The organism is Aquabacterium sp., from assembly GCF_014378415.1.
GTDB lineage: Bacteria > Pseudomonadota > Gammaproteobacteria > Burkholderiales > Burkholderiaceae_C > Aquabacterium.
Map to the genome: position 1 here is coordinate 1 of NZ_JACMNS010000194.1, position 12,715 is coordinate 12,715.

Consider the following 12,715-nt stretch of genomic DNA (forward strand, 5'->3'; position numbering starts at 1 on the left):
ACCCCACCAAACCACCTCAGCCGGTGGCTCGTCGTCTACGGCGGCTACGCCACCTTCGACTCCTCACCACCGGCCATCATGGTTGTCGTTCAACCGGACAAGATGATTGTCGCTAACTATCCGGCAAGCGGCCAAGGAGCAGCGTGAGCAGGAAAGCCGTCAGCACGAGCAGCAAACCCAGTACCTACAGGCTGAAGCTCGTCGATTGAATGATGCAGTGGGGGCAAAACTTCACGAGGTGAAGACCGCCTATCAAGACAATGTGCGGCTGACATCGGAACTCGCCTCCACCAGGGCAGAGTTGAATCGCGCGCAGGAAGAAGGCAGGGCAATCAAACCTTTGCAAGCAAGGCTAGCACTGCTGGAGCGCACCGTAGAAGGAACACAGCGAGAACTCACCCAAAGCCAGATCGAAGTGCAGCAACTCCGCAGCCTGAATTCAAACCTGGAAACCACCACCGCTGAACTGCAGCAGCAAAATCTCGATCTCTGCCGCGCACGAGATATTGCAAACTCAGCCGCGCAAGCCCAAGAACAAATTGTCAGCACCATTCTTGCGCAGATCAGTTCCGCAAACGGCCAGAAATCCAAGTCAAGAAAAGCGGCAGTGGTCAATGAATCGATCGCCCGACCCAAGACTGATGGGCAGGGATGAAATTTCCCTTTAAAAACAGTGTCTTAAGCCATTTTCTGCTGTTTTTTACATGAATCCCTGCCGACCCTCTTCAGCTTGCCAACCCGCGTTGGCGACGCGCCTCGTAGAGGCACACACCGCTTGCCACCGAGACATTGAGGCTTTCAACCCCACCCAGCATCGGGATGCTGACCAGTTCATCGCAGTTCTTACGGGTGAGCTGGCGCATGCCGCTGCCTTCCGCACCCAGCACCAAAGCGGTGGCTTGGGCCAGGTTGGCCGCGTACAGGTCGCGCGGGGCATCGTCAGACGTACCCACCACCCAGATGTCACGCTCTTTCAACTCGCCCAGGGTGCGCGACAGGTTGGTCACCATGAAGTAAGGCACGGACTCGGCAGCGCCGCTGGCCACCTTGGCCACCGTGGCATTGACCCCCACGGCGTGGTCCTTGGGCGCGATGACCGCATGGGCGCCGGCACCATCGGCCACGCGCAGGCAGGCGCCCAGGTTGTGGGGATCCGTGATGCCGTCGAGCACCAGCAGCAAGGGCGGCTCGGACAAGGCATCCAGCAGGTCGTCCAGCGACTTGGCTTGGGGAATGTGCTCAACCTTGGCGACCACGCCTTGATGGCGGTGGGTGCCAGACATCTTTTGCAGGCGATCGTCGTCGCTTTCAACCAGGTTCAGCCCGGCTTCTTCGGCCTTGGCGAGGAACTGGCGCATGCGCTGGTCGCGCCGAGTGGCGTCAACGTGCAACTCACGGATGGTTTTGGGAGCGACCTTGAGGCGCACGGACACGGCATGGAAGCCAAATAACAGTTTCAGACTCATGGGCGGCATCCTACCCTGTGTGCCTGGTGTCCGGTGAGGGCTGCGGCACCAACCGGCCCGCCTCGATTCGCAAAATGCGGGCACAGCGGCCAGCGATCAGCGGATCGTGGGTGACCAGGATCAGGGTCGTGCCAGCCTCGCGGTTCAGCTCGAACATGAGGTCCATCACTGACTGACCGGTGGCGTGGTCCAGGCTGCCGGTGGGCTCGTCGGCCATCAGCACCTTGGGTTGAACCACGAAGGCCCGCGCCAAGGCCACACGTTGCTGCTCACCGCCAGACAAGGTCACGGGTTTGTGGGACAGGCGCTTGCCCAGGCCAACGCGCTCGAGCATGGCCGAAGCCTGGCTGCGTGCATCGCGCACGCCGCGCAACTCAAGTGGCAGCATGACGTTTTCGAGGGCACTGAGGTGAGACAACAGCTGAAAGCTCTGGAAGACAAAGCCCAGATTGGCCGCGCGGTGGGCAGCGCGGCCGTCTTCGCTCAAGGCAAACAGATCGCGCCCACACAACTGCACACTGCCATGGGTGGGCACATCGAGCCCGGCCAGCAAAGACAGCAAGGTGCTTTTGCCCGACCCTGAAGCCCCCACGATGGCCACAGTCTCACCTGCCTGCAGGGTGAAGTCGATGTTGTGCAGAATGACCAGGGTGCCCGATGAATCCTCCACCGATTTGCCCAAGCCTTGCACCTGCAAGACCACGGGCGACAGGGGCGATACAAGGGGGTTTTGACTCATGTTGATGACGAACAGGAAATGTTGATGCCTACTAACTTTACGCGAGGTGTGCGACTGGCCTTGACCAGCCTGGTTTTCAGCCTGCTGGCTTCAGTGGGTAATGCTGCAACCGCGGCGGCCACCACGTCGGTCATTCTGGTGATGGGCGACAGCCTGTCGGCCGAGTATGGTCTGGCGCGGGGCACGGGCTGGGTGGCTTTGCTGGAAAAACGCCTGCAGTCCGAGAAAATAAGCGCGCAGGTAGTCAATGCCAGCATCAGCGGGGAAACCACGGCCGGCGGTGTTACGCGCTTGCCGACCTTGCTGGCTCAGCACCATCCCAACCTGGTGGTCATTGAGTTGGGTGCCAATGACGCCTTGCGGGGCTTTGCCTTGTCGGCCACCCAAAGCAATTTGACAGCTATGGCCAAGGCCAGCAAGGCTGCTGGCGCCAAGGTCGTGGTGGTGGGCATGCAGGTGCCGCCCAACTTTGGAAAGCGCTACACGGATGACTTTGCCGGGCTGTTCCCGAAAGTGGCCAAGTCTGAATCCATCTCTCTGGTGCCTTTCTTCCTGAAGGGCGTGGCAGACCGGCCGGATGCCCGCGACTGGTTCCAGGCCGACAGCATGCACCCGCTTGCCAAGGCGCACCCGGTGATCCTGGACAACATGTGGCTGGTGCTGAAGCCTTTACTTTTTGGGCGTCAGCGTTGAGGCCAAGCCACTGCCAAAGTTGCCCAGCAGGGTTTCAGCCTGCTTGCCCATCTGCTCCTGCATCTGCGTGAACATCTGGCGCGACTGCTCCATGTAGCCGCCCATGAAGTTCTGCATGAGGGGTGCCTGCATCAATGGCGCCTGCAGCTTGTTCACCACCGAGTTGTCGGTCAGACGAGCTTGCAGATCGATGAAGGACTGGATGTTTTTTTCCAGGTAGTTGCCCATCAGGCCCTGCATGGTATTGCCATAAAAACGAATGATCTGGGCCAAGGCCTGGCTGGAGAACATGGGCACGCCACCGGTTTCTTCTTCCAGGATGATCTGCAAGAGGATGCTGCGGGTGAGGTCTTCTCCAGACTTGGCATCGAGGACCAAGAAGTTATCGCAGGCCAGAACCATGTCCTTGATGTCAACCAAGGTGATGTAGCTGCTGGTCTGGGTGTCGTACAGGCGCCGGTTGGGGTACTTCTTGATCGCCCGAACGCCAGCGGGTGCCACAGCGGGAGTGTCGGTATCAGCGTCCACTTTTTGTTCGTCGGGGGCTTTGCTTTTAGCGCCTGAGGCAGCTGACTGACGACGTGAGGTACTCATGCTTGTCTTGGTTCTCCAAAGCGGTAGATCATTTTAGGCACAGTCATCCACGAATGGCAAAGACATTGAAAAACCGCCTCGTGGGCGGCTTCAAAAGTGTTGGTGGGCGCGGGTGGACCCGGACCCCTTCGGATAAGAATGAATCCGTGCGGGACCACCACGCCATGGCGCGGAGTGTAACCGCACCCATCGTCCGGCGTGGTCAAGCTGTTCGATCAATGCATGCACGGCATCATCGACCGCCGAGGCTTCCTGGATGGCGTGGCGCACCATGCCAAGGCAGGCGTGACTGCGGTCGGCCATCGCCCCAAGGCAAGGGCAAGCTGCGGGGATACTTGGTGCGCCACCTTCTTGCTTGCAGCCAGCGCCGTCAGCGCACTGCTCACGCAGTTGTCGGCCTTGGCGATGTCGGCCGGATTGCTGGCGGGAATGCTGTCGATGCCGCCCTTGTAAACCAGCTTGCCTTCGGGGTTGACGATGAACAGGTGGGGCGTGGTCTTGGCGCCATAAAGCTTGCCGATGGTGCCATCGGTATCCAGCACGGTGCCTGCAGGTTTCGAATCGCGGTAGCCATTGATCTTGATGGCGGTGGGACCGTCGACCTATGCATCATTTTTAGCCGTATCCCGGCAGAACGCCAAGTCTGCGCGTGCTGAGCGCAAAGGCAACTGAGCACCCGCTCAGCAGGGCCTGAAGAAGGCCTCCACTCCGTGGCATGCTTGCGGCCATGACTATGCGGGACAACCTAAAGAACTGGGCGAAGCGAATCAAACGGGATGGCGTGACCCTCTGGTTTGCAGGCAAACACCCTGCAACGCCCTGGTATGCAAAAGCCCTGGGAGTCTTCGTGGTGGCCTATGCACTCAGCCCCATTGACCTCATCCCGGACTTCATCCCGATTCTCGGCTACGTGGACGATGTGCTGCTGCTTCCCGGTCTGATCTGGCTTGCAATCAGGCTCTTGCCGCCCGATGTCCTCGCCGAGTGCCGCAACCATGCCGATGATTGGATGAAGACGCAAGGATCGAAGCCGAGCAGCCGGGTCGGCGCAGTTTTGATCGTGTTGCTTTGGATAGGCGCCGGCACCGCTCTCTGGATTTGGCTTGGTCAGCGGTGGCGGTAGCCAGCTCCAGTCGGCGAGACTTCCCGCGATAGGTCATCAAGCCCATCATGAGATGGACGAGGGTCACCCGCAACAACAGCCGCTGCGCTTGGCCGCCTCGGGTTTGACCGACCCATTGCTCACGGCCACAGGCGTGTAGCCAGCCGCCTGGATCGCGTCGCGCAGTTCGTCGGCATTGGCCTCGGTCGGGTCGATCTGGACGCTGCGCGACTGCAAATCGATCTGCACGGTGGCCCCTTTGTCGACGGCCCGCACAGCCTTGGTGATGGTGCTGACGCAATGGCTGCAAGTCATGTCCTTGACTTCAAAAGTGATCATCAGAAGCTCCAGTTGGTTTGTGAATGGATTCACTTTCAACCCTCCCACTGCTGGAAGGTCAAGCACTATTTTCAAATAACCATGACACTGGTCCTGCCATCTGCCCCAAGCCTTTACATTCCCGCTGTGGGAAGCCTGAGGATCGGCCACAGACACCAACAACCGGTACGAGCGCGTCATGATCTCCTCCTCAACGTCATCTGCGGCATCTCAAATCAAACTCCACATTTCCGGGATGACCTGCGCTTCCTGCGTCAACCGGGTAGAAAAGGCCTTGCTCAAGGTGCCCGGCGTCTCGTTGGCCTCCGTCAACCTGGCAACCGAACAGGCCACCGTGCATGCGCCTTCAACCGTCCCGCTTGCGTCGCTGGTCGCAGCGGTCAAGAAGGCAGGCTATGTAGCCCTTTTCAAGCAGGACGTCCACCCCACGCGGCCCAGCACCCTGCCCACCTGGTGGCCGGTGGCGATCGCCACGGTGCTGACCTTGCCGCTGCTGGCGCCCATGCTGCTGCAATGGTTCGGGATCGACTGGATGCTCGATGGCTGGCTGCAACTCGCGCTGGCCACACCCGTTCAATTCTGGCTTGGCGGGCGCTTCTACCGAGCGGCATGGCGCGCCGCCAAGGCCAAGGCAGGCAACATGGACCTGCTGGTCGCGCTCGGCACGTCCGCCGCCTACGGCCTGTCCGTCTACCTGCTGCTGCGGCATGCACAACATGGCATGCCGCACCTGTACTTCGAGGCCTCGGCCGCCGTCATCACGCTCGTGCTCCTGGGCAAGTGGCTCGAAGACCGGGCTAAGCGGCAGACCACGGATGCGATCCGCTCGCTCAACGCCTTGCGGCCGAGCACCGCGCGGGTTCGACGCGATGGCATCGAGGTCGAGGTCCCCCTGGCCGACGTGCAGGTCGGTGATCTGGTGTACGTACGCCCGGGCGACCGCGTGCCGGTTGATGGCGAGGTCACCGAGGGGCGCAGCCATGTGGATGAATCGCTCATCACCGGAGAAAGCCTGCCCGTGGCCAAACAAATGGGGGACAAGGTGACCGGCGGGGCCATCAATGCCGAGGGCCTGCTCGTCGTCAGAACACTGGCCGTTGGCGCCGAGACCGCCCTGGCGCGCATCATCCGCCTGGTCGAGTCGGCCCAGGCGGCCAAGGCCCCCATCCAGCGCATCGTGGACCGCGTCAGCGCCGTGTTCGTGCCGGTGGTGCTGGGGATCGCGATGCTCACCTTCCTGGCCTGGCTGGGCATCAACGGCGACTGGGAGCACGCCCTCATCAACGCCGTGGCCGTGCTGGTGATCGCCTGCCCTTGTGCCTTGGGGCTGGCCACACCCACGGCGATCATGGTCGGGACGGGCGCTGCCGCTCGCCGAGGCATCCTCATCAAGGACGCCCAGGCCTTGGAGGTGGCGCACTCGGTGACCGTCGTGGCGTTCGACAAGACCGGCACCCTGACGGAGGGCAAGCCAGCGCTGGTCGCCGTGGTCCCGGCTGAAGGCTCGGCCAGGCACGAGGTGATCGCCCTGGCCGCTGCCGTGCAGCAAGCGAGCAGCCACCCGCTGGCGCTGGCGGTCATGGGCCGGGCCCGCGATGATCGACTCTCAGTGCCGTCTGTGCAAGACGCTCAGGCGCTGGCCGGGCGCGGCGTCGAGGGCATGGTGCAAGGCCACAAGCTGATGCTGGGCAACAGCAGGCTTTTGAAGGAATTGGGGGTGGCTGCGGGTGTCCTCCGCGCGCAGGCCGATGCGCTGGAGCAAGAAGGACGAACCTTGTCTTGGCTGGTGCGCCAAGACGCCAGCGGCCTGCACCTGCTGGGTTTACTGGCCTTCGGCGACACCATCAAGCCAACCGCCGCCGAGGCGGTGGCGAGCCTGCACCGGCTGGGCATCAAAACCGTCATGCTGACTGGCGACAACCGGGGCAGCGCCAACGCGGTGGCAAGAGAGCTGGGCATCCACGACGTGCGCGCCGAGGTGCTGCCTGGCGACAAGGCGGCCATCGTGCAGGCCTTGCGCGACAGCGGCGAGGTCGTGGCTTTCGTGGGCGATGGCCTGAACGATGGACCCGCCCTGGCTGCGGCGTCCTGCGGCTTTGCGATGGCCGGTGGCGCCGACGTCGCGACCGAAACCGCAGGCGTCACGCTCATGCGTGGCGACCCACGGCTCGTGGTCGACGCCTTGGATGTGTCACGACGAACCTATGCCAAGATCAAACAGGGCCTGTTCTGGGCCTTTGCCTACAACGTGCTGGGCATTCCCCTGGCGGCGTTCGGCATGCTCAACCCGGTCATCGCGGGCGCGGCCATGGCCTTCAGCAGCGTCAGCGTCGTCGCCAATGCGCTCTTGCTGCGCCGCTGGCGGGGCGCGGATGAGAACCCCACCACCGTGAACCCACAAGGAGCCGCAGGGTGAGTGCACCCATGAACATTGGTGAGGCTGCGAAGGCCTCTGGCGTCTCGGCCAAGATGATCCGCCACTATGAAAGCGTGGGCCTCTTCCCCCAGGCTTCACGCACAGATGCAGGCTACCGCCAGTACACCGACAACGACGTTGCCACCTTGCGCTTCATTCGCCACTCGCGCGACCTCGGCTTCTCACTCGACCAGATACGCGAATTGCTGGGCCTTTGGCAAGACCGTCGCAGGCCAAGCCGCCAAGTGAAGGCACTGGCCCAGGCCCACCTGCAGGAATTAGATCAAAAGCTGCAGGAACTGCATGCCATGAAAGCCACCCTCCAACACCTGGTGCAGTGCTGCCACGGTGACGACCGGCCGGAATGCCCGATCCTGGAGATCCTGGCCGATAGCGATACCAACACCAAAGCTCAGCGCACGCCGGCCAAAAGTGGTTTGCGGCCGGGCCGACAACGCTGACCGCCCCAATTGGATCAGCCTTCCCATGGTCGATCAGACGGTGAGGGCGTCATGTATGTGATCAAACAGGGTTGTGATGGTGAGGTCGCAGTGAGCCGGGCTCTTGACCCGTGCACCCTCCAATTGTTCTGCTCGGATGCGCTCTTACTGAGCCCCCCGAAACTGTAAAAGTTGAGTGCGCACGTAGGGTACGAACCAGCTGGCATCCGTCAAGTGCATACCAGCGGTGTGCCTCAGCCAATGAGTGGAACCCTCCGCGATCTGGACTGCGGTAGCAGCCCATTCGCTACCTTTGGCCCGCAAGGCCGTCCCTCGCATGACGCCTTTTTGACGATTTCATGGATGGCACTGTATGCAAGTGGTTTCTGGGTGCCGATGACGGGTAACACCAGAGGAAGGCTTGGCCAAACCGAATCGCAAAACTCAAGTCCGACAAATTCCCAGGTATGGCGATTGCCGATAACCCTGTCAATCTGACAAAGAGGGCCCTTCTTTTGCGGCGCATCGCTGTCAGTTGATTCCGTTCATGCGTTTGTTGCCTTGCCCGGCGGCAAACAAAGACACAGCAGCTCTCATTGCGGTAGGTTTTTCCATTCGACTTAAGTCGACAACGTTAAGGAATACCCATGAAGACTCGTTCCATCTCAGCACCCGTGCAACGTCGACTCGTATCGCTCTGCGCTTTAGCAGCGCTGGCTTTCGCCGGTACTGCCTCCTTGGCCTCAAGTCACCGAGAAGCACCCAACATCACAAACATTCCGAAAGTCGATGCCACCGACCTGTACATGTTCCGCAGCTACGAGGCAGGACGCCAGGGTTACGTGACGATCCTTGCCAACTACATTCCGTTCCAGGACCCACAAGGTGGCCCCAACTTTTACATGTTCGACGACAAGGCTCTCTATGAGATCCATGTCGACAACACGGGCGATGGCCAGGAAGACATCACCTTCCAGCTGCGCTTCCAGAACACCTCGAAGATGACCGCGCTGACCGTGGGCGGCAAGTCTGTCAAGATTCCGCTGATCAACAGCAGCACAATTGCTAGCAGGAACCCTGCGTCGCTGAACGTGCGCGAGACCTACAGTATTGACATCGTGCGTGGGGGGAGCAGAACCGGCACCCATGGCAAGCTGACCAACCTGGCCAGTGGCTCAAGCGACTTCGACAAGCCAGTCGACAACATCGGCGACAAAACGTTTGGCGGTCCCACTGCCTATGCCGCGTACGCTAACCAACACATTTACGAGGTGGCCATTCCGGGCTGCGGCAACGGGCGCGTGTTCGTTGGCCAACGCAAGGAACCTTTTTACATTGCTGTCGGTAAGATTTTCGATCTTTTTTACCTGAATCCGTTTGGACCCGAGGTAAACGGCAACAAGAACGACCTCGAAAATAAGAACGTCAGTACCATTTCTCTCGAGGTTCCGATCGCCTGTCTCGCCACGGCGAACGATCCCGTGATAGGCGCCTTCACCACGGGGAGCATGCGCCAGGGTCGGCTTCTCAACGGCATGCCCGGCACCGGGCTCGGCAAGGTCAATGTCGATAGCGGCGCGTGGACGCAGGTGTCACGGCTCGGCATGCCGCTGGTTAATGAGGTGATCATCGGCATCGACGACAAGGACAAGTTCAACGCCTCCAAGCCGAAGGACGATGGCCAGTTCGCCGACTATGTGACCCACCCAGTGCTACCAGCGCTGGTGGAGACCCTGTTCCCTTCTGCCAAGGCGCCGACCAACTTTCCGCGTTCCGACCTCGTTACCGTCTTCCTCAAGGGGATTTCGGGCCTGAACCAGCCTAAGAACGTGACCCTCTCTGAGATGTTGCGCTTGAACACGTCGATCTCGCCTGTGGCGGCCGGAGCTCAGAATCCCCTCGGCGTCGCAGCAGGCGACAACGCTGGCTTCCCGAACGGACGTCGACCAGGCGACGATGTGGTCGACCTTTCGCTGCGCGTGGCGATGGGCGCACTGTGCGCGCTCACTGGGCCGACGGACAAGCTCAAGGTCGGCTGCAAGCCGTCTGATGCGCCTGCCGGTGCACTCCCCTTCACTGACGGCGTGCGCAAGACGGCAACGACCTTCCAGGCTGCGTTCCCCTACCTCAACACACCACTGCCCGGCAACTTCAACAATTGATGGGCGCAGGCATGAACTATTCCCATCGGTTGAAGCGAGACGTCCCATCAAGAAAGGCACTCTCATGAAACTTAAAATGTTGGCTGCGGCCGCCATCATGTGGCTCTCGGCATCGGCGTCCTTCGCGCAGGACGACCCGCCCACCATTCCCCTGGTGCTCAGCCCTTCGGGGCCAAGCACCCTGACAACGAGCTTTGAGCGCGCGGTCAACGGCATGTTTGTCGACACATTCACCTTCACGCCCAGTGCGTTCAATGGTGAGGTATTCGTCAACCTGCGGTCAATTCAGGGGCCCACCCACCTCTTTTCTGCAATCCTTAACGGCGAGGGGTTCAGCTTCGATCTGGAGGAAGGCAAGCAGCCCTTCCAGTTTCGCTCAATGGTCAGCGCCGACAAGTTGCTGCATTTGACGGTGCTGGGTTTTTCAGGTGATCTAAGCACATTGACCGCGGTGCCCGGCATGTACGGTGGAACAATCACCGCGCAGATGACTGCAGTTCCGGAGCCACAGGCCTATGCGTTGGCGCTTGCGGGCCTCGCCATCGCAGGAGTGATGGCGCGCCGTTCGCGCCGTATCTAGACTCAAGCCACTGAAGCACTGCCCCCCGATGGCCTGCATTGGCGATATGCCGGTTCAGACTCTTTGCGTGTGTATGTGCACGCCGGGTGCCTTTCATCTTCGCGAGGACTTTCATGAACCACATCCCACCTAATGTTGCGCGCACCCCTTGGACATTCAGCCTTGCTGCAAGCAGCACAGTCTTCCTTGCCGGGATGGCCGCGAGCTTGTCCGTACACAGCGCAAGCACGGCGGATGCCGTCGCCAAGACAGGTACCAAGTACAGCGCGCACGCCGACATGCAAGCGGTACTGGACGAGCTCGCCGCGATGAAGGGCAAGCCCATCGAATCCTTGACGCCAGCAGAAGCCCGAAAACAACCCACGCCCACCGACGCGGTGATGGCGCTGCTGAAGAAACAAGGCAAGGACACCGCAGCGAGTGCCTTGGTGCCCGGCGTAATGAGCGTTGATCGGCAGATCCCCGGGGCTGCCGGGCAATTGCCTGCTCGCGTCTACACACCCGCGGGCGCTGGGCCATTTCCCGTCATCGTCTACTTTCATGGCGGCGGCTGGGTGATCGCGAACAAAAATGTCTACGACGGCGGTGCCCGCGGGCTGTCCAAGCAGGCCAATGCGGTAGTGGTGTCGGTCGACTATCGCCTTGCGCCGGAAGCGAAGTTCCCTGCGGCTTGGGACGACGCACTTGCGGCGTACAAATGGGTGGCGGCCAATGCCGCGTCCATCAACGGCAATCCGCAGAAACTGGCGCTTGCAGGAGAAAGCGCTGGCGGCAACCTCGCGGTATCGACCGCCCTCGCTGCGCGCGACGCAGGTGTGGCGAAGCCGCTCGCGGTCGTGGCTGTCTACCCAGTGGCGCAAACCGGCAACCTTGACACCGCGTCCTATATCGACAGTGCCACGGCCAAGCCCCTCAACAAGGCGATGATCGGATGGTTCGTCGACAAGTTGTTCACCAATCCCAAAGACAAGTCTGACCCGCGCATCGACGTGGTTCACGCGAATCTCGCAGGGCTTCCTCCAGTCACCATCATCAACGCGCAGATCGATCCGTTGCGCGATGACGGTGCGCTTCTTGAGGCCGCGCTCAAGAAGGCCGGCGTGCAGGTCGATCGCAAGGTCTACGAAGGCACCACCCATGAATTCTTCGGAACCGCGGCCGTGGTCAAGGACGCCGCCAACGCACAGGAGTACGCGGGCCAGCAACTTCGCCACGCGTTCGGCAAGTAGCCTAGCTTGCGATGGCAAATCATCCGATCGAGTCGCGCTCAATCCGCCTTTTTCTGGCAATGGCTTTCTGGCTTTAGGCAAGCACACTTGGCGCAGACCCATGCGCAGGGCCACCCGCGTTTTGCAGGCCGCGCCTTCGCGGCACTGCAAGCTTGGCCAGATCCCGCCAGTGCGCCCGACGAGGTGCTCATGCAAGGCAGATACGCCGACCGTGCCTGCGAGGCAGCGCACTCTTTGCCGTGCGAAGGCGCTCTCACTATGCGACGTTTTTCATTCGAGGCGGCTCGGTGGCAGCGATGGCTGTTGGAGGCCTGTGGCTGGTCGAGCGCACGGCCAATGTTTCGCTGATGCCGTTGTGAGGGGGGTGCCGGGATACGGGTCAAAATGACACCTAAGCCGTTTGATAATCATGTCATCCGCAAACCAGCCAGAATTCGAATAAGGCTACCAAGCGTAAGCCTCGTCCCTCAGGCTTCCCGCACCGATGCAGGCTACCGCGAGTACACCGACAACGACATCGGCACCTTGCGCGCTTCATCCGCCACTCGCGCGACCTCGGCTTCTCACTCGACCAGATCCGCGAGTTGCTAGGCCTCTGGCAAGACCGCCGCCGACCAAGCCGCCAGGTGATGGCGCTGGCCCAGGCGCACCCAGGAGTTGGATCAAAATCTGCAGGAACTGCTTGCCGTGAAGGCCACCCTCGAACACCTGGTGCAGCGCAGCCACGGTGACCCCCTGAGTCAGACTAGTTGTCGCTCCCCCGAGTTTGTGGATAACCCACATAGGAGCACCACCCATGAAAAGAAATCGACATTCCAGAGAATTTGAAAACCAGACATTGATCAAGGTGCGAGAGCGCGGAGACCGAAGCGTCAGGTCGATTGCCGAAGAGTTGAATATGTCTGAGGGGACCCTGAGGAAGTGGGTCAGCAATTCGAATCGAAAAGACAGCCCG

General features: G+C 61.0%; 15 protein-coding genes. 10 read left to right on the forward strand and 5 right to left on the reverse strand.

Going from position 1 to position 12,715, the window contains the following annotated elements; genetic code table 11:
- Positions 1-106: 106 nt before the first annotated feature.
- Positions 107-655, forward strand: a complete 549-nt coding sequence (locus H7225_RS16835; RefSeq protein ID WP_290663914.1) for a hypothetical protein — start codon at positions 107-109, stop codon at positions 653-655.
- 70 nt (positions 656-725) lie between these two features.
- On the opposite strand, the gene rlmB is transcribed toward H7225_RS16835, so the two are convergent.
- Positions 726-1,466: a 23S rRNA (guanosine(2251)-2'-O)-methyltransferase RlmB gene (gene rlmB, locus H7225_RS16840; protein WP_290663916.1), complete on the reverse strand. Its 741-nt coding sequence runs from the start codon at positions 1,464-1,466 to the stop codon at positions 726-728.
- A 10-nt stretch (positions 1,467-1,476) separates the two neighbouring features.
- Positions 1,477-2,205 carry an ABC transporter ATP-binding protein gene (locus H7225_RS16845; protein WP_290663918.1) on the reverse strand — a complete coding sequence of 243 codons (729 nt, stop codon included), beginning with the start codon at positions 2,203-2,205 and terminating at the stop codon, positions 1,477-1,479.
- Between the two features lie 24 nt (positions 2,206-2,229).
- On the opposite strand from H7225_RS16845, the gene H7225_RS16850 reads away from it, so the two are divergent.
- Positions 2,230-2,898, forward strand: a complete 669-nt coding sequence (locus H7225_RS16850; protein ID WP_290663920.1) for an arylesterase — start codon at positions 2,230-2,232, stop codon at positions 2,896-2,898.
- On the opposite strand, the gene phaR is transcribed toward H7225_RS16850, so the two are convergent.
- Together phaR and H7225_RS16860 are read right to left on the reverse strand one after the other, a co-directional pair.
- Positions 2,875-3,492 (reverse strand): polyhydroxyalkanoate synthesis repressor PhaR, encoded by a 618-nt coding sequence (gene phaR, locus H7225_RS16855; RefSeq protein ID WP_290663922.1) that lies wholly within the window; start codon positions 3,490-3,492, stop codon positions 2,875-2,877. The genes H7225_RS16850 and phaR overlap by 24 nt on opposite strands.
- 215 nt (positions 3,493-3,707) lie before the next feature.
- Positions 3,708-4,034 carry a hypothetical protein gene (locus tag H7225_RS16860; protein ID WP_290663924.1) on the reverse strand — a complete coding sequence of 109 codons (327 nt, stop codon included), beginning with the start codon at positions 4,032-4,034 and terminating at the stop codon, positions 3,708-3,710.
- Positions 4,035-4,219: 185 nt separating this feature from the next.
- Here H7225_RS16860 and H7225_RS16865 point away from each other — a divergent pair, with 185 nt between their 5' ends.
- On the forward strand, positions 4,220-4,615 hold the full coding sequence (locus H7225_RS16865) for a YkvA family protein (RefSeq protein WP_290663940.1): 396 nt from the start codon (positions 4,220-4,222) through the stop codon (positions 4,613-4,615).
- Positions 4,616-4,678: 63 nt separating this feature from the next.
- On the opposite strand, the gene H7225_RS16870 is transcribed toward H7225_RS16865, so the two are convergent.
- Complete coding sequence (locus tag H7225_RS16870; protein ID WP_290663926.1) at positions 4,679-4,933, reverse strand: heavy-metal-associated domain-containing protein; 255 nt, start codon at positions 4,931-4,933, stop codon at positions 4,679-4,681.
- Positions 4,934-5,111: 178 nt separating this feature from the next.
- Here H7225_RS16870 and H7225_RS16875 point away from each other — a divergent pair, with 178 nt between their 5' ends.
- The 7 genes from H7225_RS16875 to H7225_RS18360 form a co-directional block, all read left to right on the forward strand.
- On the forward strand, positions 5,112-7,349 hold the full coding sequence (locus H7225_RS16875) for a heavy metal translocating P-type ATPase (RefSeq protein ID WP_290663928.1): 2,238 nt from the start codon (positions 5,112-5,114) through the stop codon (positions 7,347-7,349).
- An 8-nt stretch (positions 7,350-7,357) separates the two neighbouring features.
- Positions 7,358-7,810 carry a Cu(I)-responsive transcriptional regulator gene (cueR, locus tag H7225_RS16880; RefSeq protein ID WP_290663930.1) on the forward strand — a complete coding sequence of 151 codons (453 nt, stop codon included), beginning with the start codon at positions 7,358-7,360 and terminating at the stop codon, positions 7,808-7,810.
- Positions 7,811-8,436: 626 nt separating this feature from the next.
- Positions 8,437-9,951 (forward strand): DUF4331 domain-containing protein, encoded by a 1,515-nt coding sequence (locus H7225_RS16885; protein ID WP_290663932.1) that lies wholly within the window; start codon positions 8,437-8,439, stop codon positions 9,949-9,951.
- A gap of 64 nt (positions 9,952-10,015) precedes the next feature.
- Positions 10,016-10,531, forward strand: coding sequence for an FxDxF family PEP-CTERM protein (locus tag H7225_RS16890; RefSeq protein ID WP_290663934.1), 516 nt, complete (start codon positions 10,016-10,018; stop codon positions 10,529-10,531).
- A 113-nt stretch (positions 10,532-10,644) separates the two neighbouring features.
- Positions 10,645-11,760 (forward strand): alpha/beta hydrolase, encoded by a 1,116-nt coding sequence (locus tag H7225_RS16895; RefSeq protein ID WP_290663936.1) that lies wholly within the window; start codon positions 10,645-10,647, stop codon positions 11,758-11,760.
- Between the two features lie 584 nt (positions 11,761-12,344).
- A complete protein-coding gene (locus H7225_RS16900; protein WP_290663938.1) occupies positions 12,345-12,491 on the forward strand; it encodes a hypothetical protein in 147 nt (48 codons plus the stop codon).
- Positions 12,492-12,556: 65 nt separating this feature from the next.
- A partial coding sequence (locus tag H7225_RS18360) for a transposase (protein WP_366481701.1) occupies positions 12,557-12,715 on the forward strand: 159 nt, incomplete at its 3' end.